This window comes from Amaricoccus sp. (assembly GCF_017995835.1).
Classification (GTDB): Bacteria; Pseudomonadota; Alphaproteobacteria; order Rhodobacterales; family Rhodobacteraceae; genus Amaricoccus.
Window position 1 is genome coordinate 1 of record NZ_JAGOID010000070.1, and the last position, 16,574, is coordinate 16,574.

Sequence of the window (16,574 nt, forward strand, 5' to 3'; positions counted from 1 at the left end):
ATCGATATCTGGTGGGGCTCCTGCCATGCCCGCATGGATTCAGAAATCCCTGCGCTTGTGGATCCCCTATCGACACAACCGCCCACCTTTTTGCCCCGGTTACTGATAGATAGGGTAACTACCTGAGTACACACGATAAAAATGTCAAAGGCCAAAAAGGTCCGCGAGCCGTTTCATGAGCTCGCCGGTATCAATCGAGGAGCGCGCGGAGTTCGTAGACGAGGGCGAGGGCCTCGCGCGGGGTGAGTTCGTCCGGGTGGGCCTCGCGCAGGCGGGACTCCACGGCCGAGGCCGGGAGGGCGGCCGGCGGCGCAGGCGTGGCGGCGGCGCTGAACAGGGGGAGGTCGTCGAGGAGAGCGCGGGCCCGGGCCGAGGGCTCGCGCTCGCCCTTCTCCAGCGTGTCGAGAATGGCGCGGGCGCGGTCGAGGACCGCGGGCGGCAGGCCGGCGAGGCGGGCGACCTGCACGCCATAGGAGCGATCGGCGGCGCCCTCGCACACCTCGTGCAGGAAGACGACCTCGCCCTTCCATTCGCGGACGGCGACGGTGGCGTTCCTCAGCCCCGGCAGCTTCGAGGCGAGCGCGGTCAGCTCGTGGTAGTGCGTGGCGAAGAGCGCGCGGCAGCGGTTGGCGTCGTGGAGGTGTTCGAGCACCGCCCAGGCGATCGAGAGCCCGTCATAGGTGGCGGTGCCGCGGCCGATCTCGTCGAGGATGACGAGGGCGCCGGGGCCGGCCTGGTTCAGGATGGCGGCGGTCTCGACCATCTCGACCATGAAGGTGGAGCGGCCGCGGGCGAGGTCGTCGGCAGCGCCGACGCGGGAGAAGAGTTGGTCGACGACGCCGATGCGGGCGGCGGCCGCCGGGACGAAGGAGCCGATCTGGGCGAGGATGGCGATCAGCGCGTTCTGGCGCAGAAAGGTCGACTTGCCGGCCATGTTGGGGCCGGTGATCAGCCAGAGCGGGCGGGCGCCGGGGACGCCCGCCCCGGCCTCGCAGTCGTTGGCGACGAAGGCCCCGCCGCCGCGGCGCAGCGCGGCCTCGACGACGGGGTGGCGGCCGGCGGTGACATCGAAGGCGCGGTCGGGGGTGATCTCTGGCGCGGTCCAGTCCTCGGCGCGGGCGAGGTCGGCGAGGCCGCAGGCGACGTCGATCCCGGCCGTGGCGCGGGCCAGCGCACCGAGCGCGCCGGCCTCGGCGAGGACGGCGGCGCGCAGTTCGGCGAAGACGCGGCGCTCGATGGCGAGGGCGGCGTCGGCGGCGCCGAGGATGCGCTTCTCGATCTCGGCGAGCGCCAGCGTGGTGAAGCGCAGCGCGTTGGCGGTGGTCTGGCGGTGGACGAAGAGGGCCGAGAGCGGCGGCGACAGCATCTTCTCGGCGTGGGTGGCCGGGGTCTCGATGTGGTAGCCGAGGACGTTGTTGTGCCGGATCTTCAGCGCCGCGATGCCGCTCTCGCGGACGTATTCGCCCTGGAGCTCGGCGATCACGCCGCGGCCCTGGTCGCGGAGGCGGCGGGTCTCGTCGAGTTCCGCGTCATGGCCGGCGGCGACGAGGCCGCCGTCGCGCAGGAGCGCGGGCGGGTCGGGGACGAGGGCGGCGTCGAGGCGGGTCTGGAGGCCGGCGGGGCCGGTCAGCGCGGCGGCGGCTTCGCCGAGGGCCGCGGGCGGCGTGGCCGGCGGGTCGGCGAGCAGCGCCTCGCGCAGGCGGGCGGCGGCGGCGAGCGCGTCGCGGACGGCGGCTAGGTCGCGCGGGCCGCCGCGGTCGAGGGCGAGGCGGGCGAGCGCGCGTTCGAGGTCGGGGGCGCGGCGCAGCGCGTCGCGGAGCGCACGCAGGCGGTCGGGGTCGTCGACGAGGTGGGCGACGGCCTGCTGGCGGGCGCGGATCAGGCCGACGTCGGTCGAGGGGGCGCCGAGGCGGGCTTCGAGCAGGCGGCCGCCGGCGCCGGTCAGGGTGCGGTCGATGGTGGCGACGAGCGAGCCGTCGCGGCCGCCGTCGAGGGCGCGGACGAGCTCGAGGTTGCGGCGGGTTGCGGCGTCGATGGCCATCGTCCCGCCCGGGGTTTCGCGCACGGGCGGGCGCAGGAGCGGGAGCCGGCCCTTCTGGGTAAGCTCGAGGTAGTCGACGAGGGCCCCGAGCACGGCGGTCTCGGCGCGGTCGAAGGCGCCGAAAGCGTCGAGCGAGGCGACGCCGAAGGCGTTCGCGGCGCGGGCGGCGCCGGCAGCACTGTCGAAGCTCGCCCGTGCGAGGGGGGCGGCGACGGCGCCGGTCTCGGCGACGAGGTCGCGCAGCTCGGGCTCCAGCGTGTCGGGAACGAGGACCTCGCGCGGGGCGAGGCGGGCGAGCATCGGGCCGAGGCGGGCGCGAGGGCAGGCGGCCACGGCGAGTTCGCCGGTCGAGACGTCGGCCCAGGCGAAGGCGCCCTCGCCACGGATCTCGGCGAAGGCGGCGAGGTAGTTGGCGCGGCGGGGTTCGAGGAGGGATTCCTCGGTCAGGGTGCCCGGGGTGACGACGCGGACGACCTCGCGGCGGACGACGGACTTCGCGCCGCGCCTGCGGGCCTCGGCCGGATCCTCCATCTGCTCGCAGACGGCGACGCGGAAGCCCTTGCGGATCAGGGTCAGCAGGTAGCCGTCGGCGGCATGGACCGGGACGCCGCACATCGGGATGTCCTCGCCCTGGTGCAGGCCGCGCTTGGTCAGCGCGATGTCGAGGGCGGCCGAGGCGGCGACGGCGTCGTCGAAGAACAGCTCGTAGAAGTCGCCCATGCGGTAGAAGAGGAGCGAATCCGCGTGTCCGGCCTTGATGCCGAGGTACTGCGCCATCATCGGCGAGGGGGTGTCGCTCAAGGCCCGTCCGTCCCGCTCCGGTCGGAGGCGGTTATACAGGCTCGGACCGGCGCGCCAATGGGGGTGGCGCCGGCGGAACGCGCGCGCCTACGGCGCCGGGCGGCGGAAAGCGATGACGTTGACGCGGAAGAGCTGAGCGATCTCGCCGCGCTGGTTCCTGGTCTCGATGCGCAGCGACGCCATGCCGCGGTCGGGGCGCGAGCGCGAGGGGGTGACCTTCTCGACGGTCGTCTCGACGTGGAGCGCGTCGCCGGGGCGGGTCGGGCCCGGCCAGGAGAGATCGCCCCCCGCCCCGATCACGCCGCCGGCGAACGGCAGGCTCTCGGTCAGGAGGCGCATGGTGACGGCCGCCGTGTGCCAGCCGCTGGCGACCAGCCCGCCGAAGAACGAGCCTGCGGCCGCCGCTTCGTCCGTGTGGAAGGGCTGCGGGTCGTAGTCGCGGGCGAAGGCGATGATCTCCTCCGCCGTCAGCGTGCGGCCGGCGCTGACGAAGCGCTGGCCCTCGTGGAGATCCTCGAGATGAAGCCGCCCTGTCATTCCGTCCTCCGTCCGCGACGGCGCAGCATCGCGCAGCGGACGGGCCGGGGCAATCGCCGCGACCGGCCCGCGCGCCCGCGATCAGAGGAAGAAGGCGAGTGTCGCCGGGATCGTCACGACCGACATCAGGGTCGACACGACGACGAGCCCCGCCACCTCGTCGGGGCGGGCGTTGAACTTGTTCGCCAGCATGTAGGAGGTGACCGCCACCGGCGTCGAGACCTGGAGCACCAGCACGCCGAGCGCAAGCCGCGGCAACCCGAAGGCGAAGCCCACGGCCAGCGGCGCCGCGGTGCAGATCGCGAGCTTGACGAGGCAGAGCCAGAACGCCCGCCCGAGCGCCCGCGGCTGGAGCCGCGAGATCGCCACGCCGAGGGTGATCAGCATCAGCGGAATCGCCATCTGGCCGACGAGATCGAGCGAGCCCGCGAGCGGGGGCGGCACGCTCCAGCCCATCGCCAGGAACACCGACCCCGCCACGGCACCCCAGACCAGCGGCTCGCGCACCGCGTTCAGCGGATTGCCGCCGCCCGCGACCACCCAGACGCCGAAGGTGAACGACATGATCGCCATCACCGCGAAGATCACCACCGCCATGTCGAAGCCGAGCTGCCCGAAGGCGAACAGCGCGATCGGCAGGCCGAGATTGCCGGTGTTGCCGAAGCTGAGCGGCGCCCAGAAGGTCTGGATGTCGAGGTCGAGCGCGCGCAGGAGCCCCCAGACCGCGACGCCGACCACGACGTAGGCGGCGATCGCCGCCGCGACCGTGTCGCGCAACAGCTCCGGCTCGACCTGGCTGCGCACCAGCGCCATGAAGATCAGGCAGGGCGTCGACAGCGTCATCGACAGGCGGCTGACGAACTCGACGTCGTAGCCCCAGCCGAGGACCCGCACCCACGCGTAGCCGATCGCCGCGATCAGGAACACCGGCGCGACGATCTGCGCCACCTCCAGCAGCAGCGTCATGGTCGGCGCGATCCTGCGGGTTTACCGCACTGCGGCAAATTCCGTGGGCGCTCGATGGACACTGCGCCCTGCTGCTTGTATGCTGGTCGATGGTCAGTCATGCGGGCGCGTGGGTCAGTCATGGAGACGATGGCGAAGTTCGCCTTGGGTCAGGTGGTGAGGCATCGGGTTCACCCGTTCCGCGGCGTCGTCTTCGACGTCGACCCGAGCTTCAACAACACCGAGGAATGGTGGGAATCCATCCCAGAAGAAAGCCGTCCGCGCAAGGACCAGCCGTTCTATCACCTGCTGGCCGAGAACGAGACGACGTACTACGTGGCATATGTCTCCGAGCAGAACCTCGTGAGCGATGATTCGGGCGAGCCGGTCGACCATCCGGAGGTGGCCGAGATGTTCGGCCCGCTGGACGAGGGCGGCCGCCGCTACGCGGTCGAGGGCCACCTGCACTGAGACCGCGCCGGGGCCTTGCTCGCCCCGGCACGAGAAGGCCGGCAAGCGTTCCCGGGTAGCGGGAGCACGGTCGATGGTCACCCCGAGACGTCGACGTCGCCGATCCACACCTTGGGCGAGCGAACGCCCGGGCGGACCTCGCCGCTCGGAAGGATCAGCTGGCCCTGCCAGACGACGGGCTGGGTGGTCACCGGGGCGGGGCCGGGGAAGCGGCCGATCACGCTCCAGGCGCCATCCTCGATGTCGTAGGCGAGGATCTCGGTGTTGAAGCCGACATGGTGGTCGGCGATCATCTGGAGCGCGGCGCCGAGCTTCTCCCATTCGGGCGTGCCGGCTTCGAGACCGGCGCGCCGTGAGGCGAAGCCGGTGACGAGATCCCAGCGCGCCACGTCCTTGTCGCCGCCAACGATCACCAGCCTGTTCCCGACCCCGAAGCCCGCGCCCGCCATCGCCGGGAACGGCATGTCGGGTAGGGTCTCCCAAGTGCCGGTTGCGGGGTCGAAGGCGAAGGCGTCCCTGTGGATGCGCCAGACGCCGTCCACCTGGGTGCGGCCGGTGGCGATCAGCACCTTGCCGCCGACCGCGGCGGCGACGGCGGTGTCGCGTGGCGCGCCGGGCCACGCGGGCAGCGCCTGCCAGCCGGCCGCGAGGTTGTCGACGTCGAGCGCGAGGAAGTCCTTGCCGGTCTGATAGTAGACGGTGCGCCCGAGGAGTGCGGCCGCGCCCGAGCTGCTGGCGGCGGGCAGCGGGGGACAGGCCTCGTAGGCGACCTCCTGCCGTGCGGGATCGAACCGCATCAGGAAGACGTCGGCGAAGGTCGCGACCCCGGCGAGCTTCGAACCGTTCGGCCCGTCGGCGAAGCCCTCGCCGCCGATCACCAGCACCCCCTCGGGCAGGCTGACGGTCGCGGCGTAGCCGACCGCGGCGGGCATGGTCAGGGGCGTGTCGAGCCAGACTTCCCGGGTGAGGTCCAGGACGAAGAGCTCGTTCCAGTAGACCTTGCCGAGGCTCGTGGCCGCAATCGTCGTCCTGCCCGGCTCGGGCAGGTTGGCGCCGCCGCCGACAAGCAGGTAGTCGCCATGGACGCCGGCGATCGGGCCGGCGAGGCCGATCTGCCGCCACCAGGCCTCGCCGACGGGGATCGCGTCGTTCCAGGCGCTGGCGTTGGCCGGGATGGCTGGCAGCTCGCGCCAGGTCAGCGAGCCGCCGCACGCTCGACCGCTGTCGTCAGGCCCGGTTTCGGAACGTCGTGGCATCCTGCGTCTCCAGTTCGAGAAGGTCGCTTCGTGCAAGGCCGGCCGCGCCGCCACGAAGGAGTGCGGCGGCGCAGTCTGCCCCTCGGCGACGGGCGCTTCGGTCGTCTCGACGCCACATATCCGGCGGAGGCGGGGATGGATACGGGGAAGGTTGAAGCCGTGCCGCCGGAGCCTTAAGCACCGTCCATGAGCGAGCCCCAGCACCAGCGCCTTCTTGTCGTCGATTTCGGCAGCCAGGTCACCCAACTGATCGCCCGGCGGCTGCGCGAGGCGTCGATCTACGCCGAGATCCATCCGTTCCAGAAGGTCGACGCCGCCTTCCTCGCCGCGTTCGCGCCGCAGGCGGTGATCCTCTCCGGCGGCCCGGCCTCCGTCACCGAGGACGGCAGCCCCCGCGCCGCGCCCGAGATCTTCACCCTCGGCGTCCCGGTGCTCGGCATCTGCTACGGCCAGCAGACGATGATGGCCCAGCTCGGCGGCAAGGTGGAGGCCGGCCACCACGCCGAGTTCGGCCGGGCGCTGGTGACGCCCGTCGACGCCGCCGATCCGCTGTTCGCCGGCCTCTTCGAGGACGGCCGCGAGGAGGTCTGGATGAGCCACGGCGACCGCGTCACCGCGCTCGCGCCCGGCTTCCGTGTGGCGGGCGCGTCGCCGAACGCCCCCTTCGCGATCGTCGCCGATCCGTCCCGCCGCTTCTATGCCGTGCAGTTCCACCCCGAGGTGCACCACACCCCGCACGGGGCGCGGCTCCTGAAGAACTTCACCGACCTGGCCGGCTTCCGCGGCGACTGGTCGATGGCCGCCTACAAGGACGAGGCGATCGCGAGGATTCGCGATCAGGTCGGCTCGGCCCGCGTCCTCTGCGCCCTGTCCGGCGGAGTCGACAGCTCGGTCGCCGCGGTGCTGATCCACGAGGCGATCGGCGACCGGCTCACCTGCGTCTTCGTCGACACCGGCATGATGCGCATGGGCGAGGCCGAGGAGGTCGTGCGCCTCTTCCGCGATCACTACAGCATCCCGCTGATCCACGCCGACGAGGGCGAGCGCTTCCTCGCCGCGCTCGCGGGCGTCACCGACCCCGAGGTCAAGCGAAAGACCATCGGCCGGCTCTTCATCGAGATCTTCGAGGAGAAGGCGGCCGAGGTCGGCGACGTCGCCTTTCTCGCCCAGGGCACGCTCTACCCCGACGTGATCGAGAGCGTCAGTTTCTCGGGCGGCCCCTCGGTCACCATCAAGAGCCACCACAACGTCGGCGGCCTGCCCGAGCGGATGAACCTCCGCCTCGTCGAGCCGCTGCGCGAGCTGTTCAAGGACGAGGTTCGGGCGCTCGGCCGCGAACTCGGCCTGCCGGCCGCCTTCGTCGGCCGCCACCCCTTCCCCGGCCCCGGCCTCGCCATCCGTTGTCCCGGCGAGATCACCCGCGACCGCCTGGAGATCCTGCGCAAGGCCGACGCCGTCTATCTCGACCAGATCCGCCGCCACGGACTCTACGACGAAATCTGGCAGGCTTTCGCCGTCCTGCTGCCTGTCCGCACCGTCGGGGTCATGGGCGACGGCCGCAGCTACGACTACGCGCTGGCGCTCCGGGCGGTGACGTCGGTCGACGGCATGACGGCGGACTACTACCCCTTCACCCACGCCTTCCTTGGCGAGACGGCGACGCGGATCGTGGGCGAGGTGAAGGGGGTGAATCGCGTCACCTACGACATAACGTCGAAGCCGCCGGGGACGATCGAGTGGGAGTGAGTCAGGCCGAGGGCCTGCCTTCGTCGGGTCGAAGCGATCGCGGATAGACGACCCTGCCGTCAGGAGTTCGCCGCGCGCCGGGGGTTGGCGTGGCGGCGTCGGTGTGGCCCGGCCCCATCAGATGATCCACGGCGTGGCCGTTCAGAAGCAGATGGTCGGCGATGATGCGGCGATGGCATCGCCACCAGACCGCCTCCGAACACATCAGGGCCAGCCTCCGGTCGCGACCGAAGGACAGCAGTTCCCCGAAGCCGGCGGCAAACTCGGCGCCCAGCGCGTAGTCGGCATAGTTGTGAAAGCTCTGCACGCGCCAGGCGGCGTTGAGGCTCTCGTCGACGCCGGCCTGTCTCGGTCGCCGCCCGCCAAGGGCGGGACAGTGACGATAGCCGATCTGCATGGCGGCGAGGTCTTCCGGCAATCGCTCGATATTGTAGGCCGGGTTGGCCCGTGAACGCGGGAAGGACCGCACGTCTACCAGCAGATCGACCCGTGCCGCGCGGAGCATGCCAAGGAACTCGTCGAGGCTGCGGGCGGAATGGCCGATCGTCGTGAACCTCGCCGCCATCAGTCGATCTTCGTCAGCGCGCCTTCCTTGTGTGCGGCGATGTGATCGGTCCTGTCGCTCCTGATCTCATACTGCGGCTCGTCCTTCGAGGCACGGTGACGGTGGCCCTTGTAGTCGAAGTCGCTCAGGTGGACCTTGATGATCTTGCCGCTGACGCGGCCCGCCTCCGAATTCCAGCTCACATGGTCGCCGACAGAGTATCTGGTCATGATTTCCTCCGATCATGCCAGACTAATGCAGGCCCGCAGCGATTGTTCCAGTTCGGCGGAGTTGCGGCCGGCGTCGACTCCGCAGCGGTCAACCCGCCGAGGCGTGGACCCCGCAGGCCCGCAGTCTGCCCGCGGCTTCGTCCATCGCTGCATCGAGCGAGCCAAACTGGCGTTGTGCGGACGCTTCGGGGCCTGCGGCATTCCCGGCGCCCGGAAACGACGAGGCCGCGCCCGTCGCCGGGCGCGGCCTCGTCAGAATCGGTCCGGGATCAGCCCTGGCGCGCCTTGAAGCGACGCTGGGTCTTGTTGATCACGTAGACACGCCCCTTGCGGCGCACGACCTGGCAGTCGCGGTGGCGCGCCTTGAGGGAGCGAAGCGAGTTGACGACCTTCATGGCCTCTCTCCTCTGTCGCGGCGCGCGGGGAGCGGACCCCTGCGCCTCGGGTTGCTGTCATCCCCCGGAGGGGAGGTGAATGGTGGGCGTAACTGGGATCGAACCAGTGACCCCTACGATGTCAACGTAGTGCTCTCCCGCTGAGCTATACGCCCTTTCGTCCGGACACGCGGGAGTCCGGACGTCGCGCCGTCTATATGGCGGCGGCCCGGCGGGTTCAAGACATTTTGCCGCGCGCGCGAGAGAGCCTATAGTCTCCCGGCCAGGCCTTGCGGGAGCGTCATGTCGGAACCTGTCTACCACCTCGCGCTGCCGGTCGAGCGCGCCTCATGCGCCGTCTTCAGCTCTCCCCACAGCGGCCGCGACTACCGCGCCGCCTTCCCGACGCCGCCGCGGCTCTCCCTCGAGCAGCTCCGCTCCTCCGAGGACGCCTTCGTCGACGAGATATTCGCCGACGCCCCCGCCTTCGGCGCGCCGCTCCTCGCCGCCCGGATGCCGCGGGCCTGCGTCGATCTCAACCGCGCCCCCGACGACCTCGACCCGGCGCTGATCCACGGCGCCACCCGGCGCTTCCTCAACCCCCGCATAGCCGCTGGCCTCGGGGTGATCCCCCGGGTGGTCGCCGAGGGCCGCCCGATCGTCGACGGCAAGCTGCCGCTCGCCGAGGCGCAGCGTCGCCTCGCCGCCTACTACCACCCGTATCACGCCCGCCTGCGTGGCCTCCTCGACGAGAGCCGCGCGCGATTCGGGCTCGCGATCCTCTACGACTGCCACTCCATGCCGCGCGATGCGCTCGCCTCCGCGCCGACGGTCCGCGGACGTCGGCCGAACGTCGTGCTCGGCGACCGCTTCGGCGCCGCCTGCGACCGCTGGCTGATCGACGCCGCCACCGACATCTTCGCCGCCGCCGGGTTCGTCGTCGCGCGCAACGCTCCCTTCGCTGGCGGGCACATCACCCAGGCCTACGGCCGGCCCGCCGCCGGCGTTCAGGCGTTGCAGATCGAACTCGACCGCAGCCTCTACATGGACGAGGCGCGTGTCGAGAAGCTACGCGGCTTCGGCGAACTGCGCGCGCTCGTGGCGGGCGTCGCGGCGGAACTGGCTCGGATCGGCCCGCGGCCGGCCTCCATCGCCGCCGAGTAGCCGCCTGGCCGGCAGTCTGCGCCCGGAGGGAAGCAGAATGTCGAGGCTCGAGGAGCCGGTTCGCGGAGCGAGGCGGAGGGGCCGGTAAGGCCGAGGCCGCGATCCCCGGGGGCCCGAAGGATCCGCCGTAAACCTTTGACGCCGAAGCCTTCAGACGGAAGCGGTATCAGCCGTGCAGGGCGATCAGTTCGTCGGCCATCGCCTCGGTCAGGGGCTGCCGCGTCTGGGCCTCGATGAACATCCACTGCCCGGCCGGGTTGATCTCGAGGAAGATGTGCCGACCCTCTGGAGTACGGCGAAAGTCGATGGCGCCGTAGACCAGCCCGAGGTTTCGCATCAGCGCGCGGACGCCAGCCTCGATCTCTGCGGGCAGACTGGTCTCGCGGATGCGGATGTGGTCGTAGTTCATCCGGAAATCCACGGGATAGTCGCCGTCGCCTATGTCGATCTCGGCGGAAAAGAGACGATCCCCGATCACGGTCACGCGGATGTCGACGCCCGCCACATACTCCTGGAAGATCACAGGAGCGACCTGCACGAGGTCGAGGCGTTCGATCTCGGCCGGGCCGACGAGCCGGGTCTCGCGCCAGGCGCTGGGCGTGCCGGAGAACGCCTTGAACACCGTCCGTCCGGGTGCGCGTCCGGCGATGAACGCGCGGGCGGCGCGCGGCGAGTTGGTGATCAGGGTCTCGGGCGTCGTCAGCCCGGCGGCCGCGGCGGCGCGCAGTTGCCAGGACTTGCGGTGCGCGAGGTCGTCGCGCTGCGGATCGTTGATCCACGCGCCGCCGATGAGGCTCCAGAGCCCGCCGAACATCTCGCGCGCCTCGTTCATCGCGAAGGCGCGCAAGACCGGGTCCGCCACGTCCGCGGGTGGCCGGAAGGGCTGCGGCCTACGCCACCAGGTGGCGCGGCATTCGGCCAGATCTACGTCGCCCCACGACGAATCGCGCATCAGGACCTCGCCCGACCGGGCCCCGCCGTAGCGCAACTCCAGCGACATGGGATCGGGAAATCTGCTCAGGTCGAGCAGCACGGGCGTCCAGCCCCGCGCCTGCAACGCCTGGCCGACAGCCACGGCGTGCGCGTCGCCGGTATGAGAGATGATCAGGATCAAGGTGGCGCCCCGCTGGTCGCAAGGGGCGGCGCGCGCCGCCCGTTTCGGCTGAAGCTGCGCCCGGCAGGCCCGGGCCTGCCGGATCGGGCTCGGCGCTAGCGGTCCCGGCGGCGCCGCGCCTCGAGCGTCCTGAGATACTCGCGTGCCTGCTCGATCTCGGCGTCGAGATCGCCGCCTCCCCTGTCCCTCTCGAAACGCGCCGCTCCGGAGGCATGGTGCGGGGTCGCCATCGAGAAGGGCGTCCGGCCGCCCGGAAGGTTCGGCGGGCGCGTGACCGGCGCGCCGGGATCGAAGAAGCCGCCTTCCTCCTGCAAGGTGAGCCCGCCTTCTTCCTGCCAGGTGAACCCGCCCTGCTCCTGCCACGTCAGGCCGCCGCCCTCCTGGATCGTCTCCATCAGGGTGTCGTACCCGGACGGGTTCTTGACGTCGTCGAATCGCTTGTTCGGGGTGCCCCATTGGTCGCGCCAGGGCGAGGTCTCCCAGAGCGTGTCAATCTGATCCAGCCAGACGATGGTTTGCAGGTCGTCCTGCCACGGATTGGTTCGCGGCGCGTCGAGCCAAGGCGCCGTGACGATTTGCGGCTGGCAGAGCCGCACGTCCAGCGCCCCGAAAACCGAGGCGATCGGGTTCGCCACCCCGTAGGAGCCGTCGTCGGTGCCGGCGAAGTAGAGGCCGATCACCTCTCCGTTGGCGTTCACCACGACCGAGCCGGAATCTCCCGAGTTGCCGAACTGCGTGCTCTGCGCGCTGTCGACCTCGATGCCGATCTGGTTCGAGAGCGTGACGTTGCCGACGTCCTGCTCGTAGTCGATGGTCACGGTCAGCGCGAGGTCGTCGACGAAGCCATAGGTCAACCCGGTCGTGCGGCCACGCTTGCGCACCGCCTCGCCATCCACCGCCGCCGCCGTGCCGGTGACGTTGCCGATCTCCGTGATGCGGCAATCGTGGCTGCGGGCCGTGATCCGCGACACCGCGCCGTCGACCTGTCCGCCGAGCGTCGCGCGGGTCAGTTCGCCTACAACGTCCGAGGGACATGCGCCGCCGTCCACGCGGCTCGGTTGCGCCATCGTGTCGCCGGCGCTCCAGCCGTTGTTCACGCACATCACGTGGAAATTGGACAGCATCATAGGATCGCCGGTGCTGTTGTCCTCGACCACGAGGCCGAGCGTGCCGACATAGACGAAGCCGTTGATGGCCCGGCATGGCCCGACGCTGATGCCGCCGGTCAGCGGGTCGTAGGTCCCGGCGTCGGCCATGGCGCGAAGATCCCGCAGCGACACCCGCATGGTGTGAAGCACGAACTTGCGCTCGATCACGTCGGTCGGGACGCCGTCGATCGTCGCCGGGATCATCTCGTTCTGGGGAACCTTGCTCTTGGGCAGTTTCTTCTCGACGTAGACCCGAACCGACATCTCGCCGGTGCGTTTGCCGTCCTTGATCTTCTCGCCGATGCCGACCCCGGTCACGCCTTCGATCTTCATCAGGTCACGTTCGGCGGCGGCCTTCGCCGTGCGAAGTTGAGGAGCAATCGCCATCTTGCATTCCCCGCTATCTCTGAAATGGAGTCCTTCTGCCTTCTACTCGTCACGCACGATATTTCGCGAGATCCCATGCGCCAGCGTCAATTCGCCAGCCAGAATTGCTTTGCAGACTTCAGTGCATCATATCACAGACGGCGCCCCCTGGAAACAGTCTACGCGCGTGGCGCGCACACTCTCGCCTCGGGCCCACGGTGGGATCGGCGATCCCACGCAAGGCGCCGGCACGCCTGTTGACAGCTTCGCCGACGTTCGACCGCCCCGCGCTCAGTGCCGGAAGTGCCGCATCCCGGTGAACACCATGGCGATGCCCGCCGCGTCCGCGGCGGCGATCACCTCGGCGTCGCGCAGCGATCCGCCGGGCTGGATCACCGCCGTCGCGCCTGCCTCGGCGAGGGTCAGCACGCCGTCGGGAAAGGGAAAGAATGCGTCCGAGGCGACGACAGAGCCGATCGTCGGTGGCTCGGCGAGGCCGAGCGCCTCGGCCATGTCGGCCGCCTTGCGCGCCGCGATGCGGGCGCTGTCCACGCGGCTCATCTGGCCGGCCCCGATCCCCACCGTCGCGCCGCCGCGTGCGTAGACGATGGCGTTCGACTTAACGTGCTTGGCGACCCGCCAAGCGAACAGCAGGTCCGCCAGCTCCGCCTCGGTCGGCGCGCGCTTCGTCACCACCTGCAACGTCGCGGCGTCGATGCGGCCCGCGTCGCGCTCCTGCACGAGGAAACCGCCGGCGACCTGGCGCCAGGCGAGGCCCGGCGCTGCCGGGTCGGGGGCGGCGCCGGCGGTCAGCAGGCGCAGGTTCTTGCGCGTCGCCAGCATCGCCGCCGCGTCGGAAGACACCGACGGCGCGATCACCACCTCGGTGAAGATCTCGGCCACCGCCGCGGCCGCGGCGGCGTCCAGCTCGGAATTGAAGGCGACCACGCCCCCGAACGCCGACACCCGGTCGCAATCGTAAGCCGCGCGATAGGCCGCCTCCAGCGTGCCTTCGCACGCCACGCCGCAGGGATTGGCGTGCTTGACGATGACGCAGGCGGGGCCTTCGTCCGCCGGGAACGCCGCGGCGAGTTCCCACGCGGCGTCGGCGTCGTTGATGTTGTTGTAAGAAAGCTCCTTGCCCTGGTGCTGATGCGCGCCCGCGATCCCCGACTGCGACCCGTCGACGTAGAAGGCCGCGCGCTGGTGCGGATTCTCGCCGTAGCGCAGTCCTTGCGCCAGCCGGCCCGAGAACACGCGCCGTCGCGGCGTCGCCTCGCCGATCGCCTCGGCGAGCCAGCTTGTCACCCGCGCGTCGTAGGCGGCCGTCCGTCCATAGGCGGTAAGCGCGCAGGCCCGTCGGAAGCCGATGCCCGTCCCGCCCCCGGTCCGCTCGAACTCGGCGAGGAACGGCGCATAGTCCGCCACGTCGGTCAGAACGGTGACGAAGGCGTGGTTCTTGGCCGCCGCCCGCAGCATCGCCGGCCCGCCGATGTCGATGTTCTCGACGCAGGTGGCGTAGTCGGCGCCGCTCGCCGCCGTCGCCTCGAACGGATAGAGGTTCACGACGAGGAGGTCGATCTCGCCGATGCCGTGCTCGGCCAGCGCGGCGCGGTGGTCGGGATCGTCGCGCAACGCCAGCAGGCCGCCGTGGACCGCCGGATGCAGGGTCTTGATGCGCCCGCCCAGCATCTCCGGAAAGGCCGTCACGTCCGCCACGTCGCGCACCGGCACGCCGCCTTCGCGGAGCATGGCGGCGGTGCCGCCGGTCGAGAGGATCTCCACCCCCGCCCCGGCCAGCCGGGCGGCGAGGGGCAGGAGGCCGGTCTTGTCGGAGACCGACAGCAGCGCGCGGGAAATCTTGATGAACTGTTCGGGCATTCGGGTGCGTCGGCTCCGAGATGCGGGCCCCGCGCCGCGGCGCGGTCAGGCCCGGGCGGCCCTCGGCGCGTCGAGGACACGGAGGAAGGACCAGGTGACCTGGCCCAGATACTCGACCACCTCGGAGCGCACAACCACCTGCCGGGATGGTCGCGGAGCCGCGGCGGCGGCGTCGTAGTAGATCGATTCCTCGACGCTGACCTCGCCGCCGCCGGCGCGGAACTCCCAGGCCTCGCCGCCGGGCAGCTTCAGGAGCGGCGCCTGCGGTTCATCCTCGAGGACCGCCACGTCCGGGTGGAGGTGGAACCGGGCCGCGAAGCCGAGCCGGCCGCCGCCAGCCTGCGCCGCGCGATCGAACGTTTCGCGGGCGCGCGCGTCGGTCACCGTCAGGATCTCCTCGCCCCGCGTCTCGGCCCCGCGGGCGTCGACGAAGATCCGGCGCTCGTGCAGCAAGCCCCTGCTTGCGACATAGCCGTCCTGCGTGGCGAGGAGCCACATCCCGGACGCGTCCTGCGCCAGCCGCACCGAGACAAGCGACGGGCCCGAGGCCAGCGCCCCAGCCACGAACCGGGCCGAGGAGGCGCCGTCGACCTCGACGGTCGAATGGGCGGAGGTCTGCCGCGCGGCGAGCGCGGCGTCGGCGCCGAAGGACCGGCCCGGACCCTGGTTCACCACCAGCGGCTGCCGCCCGACGCTCATCTCGAAGGCGAGCGTGCCGGCATGGGCGCGCGAGGCGGCCTCTGCCGCGGGCGGCGCGGCCGCGTCCATGATCAGGACGGTCCGACCGCCGGTCAGGCGGGCGAAGCCCATCGGAAGCCGCGGCCGCGGCTGGGTCTCCAGCCGAAGCTCGGCGAGCGCCTTGTCGATCCTGACGGGGTCCCAGGCGCCGCCGCCGTGAAAGCGCGCCACCCCGCCGTCGCCCATGCGCAGCGGCCGCAGGGTCGGGACGAGGCGCACGATCGCGCCGAGATGCGCCGGCGACGCGCCGCCGTCGCGGTCCTCGAGAAGCCGCGCCGTCCAGGTCAGCAGCGCCAGGGTCCGGGCGAGATCCTCGGGGCTGCGCGAGGCAAGCTCGCCCTCGCTGGCGACCATCGCCTCGGCGAGCGCGCCGAGGCGGTCGATCGCGGCGCCGGCCCCGGCGTGGGGCAGGACGCGCCCGGTCCAGACCAGTCCCGCCAGCGCCCGAAGCCGCGGCAGGCCGGCCGCCGCCCGCCGCCAGGCGCCCAGGAGATAGCCCTGATGCGCTCCGAGCGCGCGCCAGAACGCTGCCTCCGCCGGCCGGTCGAGCCCATCGGTCAAGAGCCGGGCGTGGGCGACCCAGCGCATGGCGCGACCCCCCGCGAGTTCCGGCCCCCAGCCGGGACCCGCGCCATGGCCGAAGCGGCGGATCCAGTCCTGCGTCCAGCCTTGCGCGAGCGTGCGGGCCGGGCGGCTTCCGAGCGCCGCGAGGTCGTCGAGCCAGCCGAAGCCCTGGCGCGCCGGCTCGATCCGCGGGCCGAGGCCGACCGCGTCCCAGATCGGACGGCCCGCCAGGGCGATCTCGCGTCCCGCGACCGTCCAGACGTCGCTGACCAGGCGGGCGCCGCGATCGGCCTCGCCGAGAAGCAACGGTTCCGGCAATTCCGCGCCCGCCACGCCTCGCACGCCGAGCCAGGCCCGGCTGACCGCCATCCGGTCGCGCAGGCGGCCGGCAGGGGCGAGGATGCGCGCGGCGAACGTGCTGTCGGTCAATGCGCTCCCGAACCCTCTCGCGCCCACGCGCACCCCGAGCCTAGACCGGGTCGACCGATCTGTCACCGGGGGCTTCTGCTTCCGGCTGAAGCATGTCCCGGCGCGAAAGTCCAGCTATGTCAGCGGCCTAGGCCGCAGCGGGGGTAGCCGGGGCAAAAAGGTGGGCGGTTGTGTCGATAGGGGATCCACAAGCGCAGGGATTTCTGAATCCATGCGGGCATGGCA

14 protein-coding genes and 1 tRNA gene are annotated in these 16,574 nt (G+C 71.3%); 3 read left to right on the forward strand and 12 right to left on the reverse strand.

The annotated features are described in order from the left end of the window. Positions 1–190: 190 nt before the first annotated feature. The 3 genes from mutS to KBA23_RS11440 form a co-directional block, all read right to left on the reverse strand. On the reverse strand, positions 191–2,821 hold the full coding sequence (mutS, locus tag KBA23_RS11430) for a DNA mismatch repair protein MutS (protein WP_290740979.1): 2,631 nt from the start codon (positions 2,819–2,821) through the stop codon (positions 191–193). A 108-nt stretch (positions 2,822–2,929) separates the two neighbouring features. Further along, entirely contained in the window at positions 2,930–3,379 is a 450-nt protein-coding gene (locus KBA23_RS11435) for a MaoC family dehydratase (protein ID WP_290740951.1), read from the reverse strand. An 81-nt stretch (positions 3,380–3,460) separates the two neighbouring features. Beyond that, on the reverse strand, positions 3,461–4,345 hold the full coding sequence (locus KBA23_RS11440) for an AEC family transporter (protein ID WP_290740953.1): 885 nt from the start codon (positions 4,343–4,345) through the stop codon (positions 3,461–3,463). 129 nt (positions 4,346–4,474) lie between these two features. On the opposite strand from KBA23_RS11440, the gene hspQ reads away from it, so the two are divergent. Beyond that, positions 4,475–4,795, forward strand: coding sequence for a heat shock protein HspQ (gene hspQ / locus KBA23_RS11445; protein ID WP_290740955.1), 321 nt, complete (start codon positions 4,475–4,477; stop codon positions 4,793–4,795). Between the two features lie 77 nt (positions 4,796–4,872). On the opposite strand, the gene KBA23_RS11450 is transcribed toward hspQ, so the two are convergent. Beyond that, entirely contained in the window at positions 4,873–6,051 is a 1,179-nt protein-coding gene (locus tag KBA23_RS11450) for a hypothetical protein (RefSeq protein ID WP_290740957.1), read from the reverse strand. Between the two features lie 186 nt (positions 6,052–6,237). Between KBA23_RS11450 and guaA the strand changes: the two genes are divergently transcribed. Continuing rightward, complete coding sequence (gene guaA / locus KBA23_RS11455; protein ID WP_290740959.1) at positions 6,238–7,797, forward strand: glutamine-hydrolyzing GMP synthase; 1,560 nt, start codon at positions 6,238–6,240, stop codon at positions 7,795–7,797. A 1-nt stretch (position 7,798) separates the two neighbouring features. Here guaA and KBA23_RS11460 read toward each other — a convergent pair whose 3' ends face one another. The 4 genes from KBA23_RS11460 to KBA23_RS11475 all read right to left on the reverse strand — a co-directional run bounded on the left by KBA23_RS11460 (position 7,799) and on the right by KBA23_RS11475 (position 9,121). Continuing rightward, the gene (locus KBA23_RS11460) at positions 7,799–8,362 is read right to left on the reverse strand and encodes a DUF488 family protein (RefSeq protein ID WP_290740961.1); all 564 of its coding nucleotides are present in this window, start codon (positions 8,360–8,362) and stop codon (positions 7,799–7,801) included. Then, positions 8,362–8,571: a DUF2945 domain-containing protein gene (locus tag KBA23_RS11465; protein ID WP_290740963.1), complete on the reverse strand. Its 210-nt coding sequence runs from the start codon at positions 8,569–8,571 to the stop codon at positions 8,362–8,364. Before KBA23_RS11465 ends, KBA23_RS11460 begins: the two co-directional genes overlap by 1 nt. Positions 8,572–8,840: 269 nt before the next feature. Beyond that, positions 8,841–8,966 (reverse strand): type B 50S ribosomal protein L36, encoded by a 126-nt coding sequence (gene ykgO, locus KBA23_RS11470; RefSeq protein WP_290740965.1) that lies wholly within the window; start codon positions 8,964–8,966, stop codon positions 8,841–8,843. A gap of 80 nt (positions 8,967–9,046) precedes the next feature. Then, positions 9,047–9,121 (reverse strand) — tRNA-Val (locus KBA23_RS11475). Positions 9,122–9,248: 127 nt separating this feature from the next. Here KBA23_RS11475 and KBA23_RS11480 point away from each other — a divergent pair. After that, on the forward strand, positions 9,249–10,109 hold the full coding sequence (locus KBA23_RS11480; RefSeq protein WP_290740967.1) for an N-formylglutamate amidohydrolase: 861 nt from the start codon (positions 9,249–9,251) through the stop codon (positions 10,107–10,109). A gap of 166 nt (positions 10,110–10,275) precedes the next feature. Here the strand turns inward: KBA23_RS11480 and KBA23_RS11485 are convergent, their stop codons facing one another. The 4 genes from KBA23_RS11485 to KBA23_RS11500 all read right to left on the reverse strand — a co-directional run bounded on the left by KBA23_RS11485 (position 10,276) and on the right by KBA23_RS11500 (position 16,349). After that, positions 10,276–11,223 carry an MvdC/MvdD family ATP grasp protein gene (locus KBA23_RS11485; protein WP_290740969.1) on the reverse strand — a complete coding sequence of 316 codons (948 nt, stop codon included), beginning with the start codon at positions 11,221–11,223 and terminating at the stop codon, positions 10,276–10,278. Between the two features lie 95 nt (positions 11,224–11,318). After that, complete coding sequence (locus KBA23_RS11490; RefSeq protein WP_290740971.1) at positions 11,319–12,758, reverse strand: hypothetical protein; 1,440 nt, start codon at positions 12,756–12,758, stop codon at positions 11,319–11,321. 270 nt (positions 12,759–13,028) lie between these two features. Beyond that, positions 13,029–14,618, reverse strand: coding sequence for a bifunctional phosphoribosylaminoimidazolecarboxamide formyltransferase/IMP cyclohydrolase (purH, locus tag KBA23_RS11495; protein WP_290740973.1), 1,590 nt, complete (start codon positions 14,616–14,618; stop codon positions 13,029–13,031). 45 nt (positions 14,619–14,663) lie between these two features. Beyond that, on the reverse strand, positions 14,664–16,349 hold the full coding sequence (locus KBA23_RS11500; RefSeq protein WP_290740976.1) for a heparinase II/III family protein: 1,686 nt from the start codon (positions 16,347–16,349) through the stop codon (positions 14,664–14,666). Positions 16,350–16,574 lie beyond the last annotated feature (225 nt).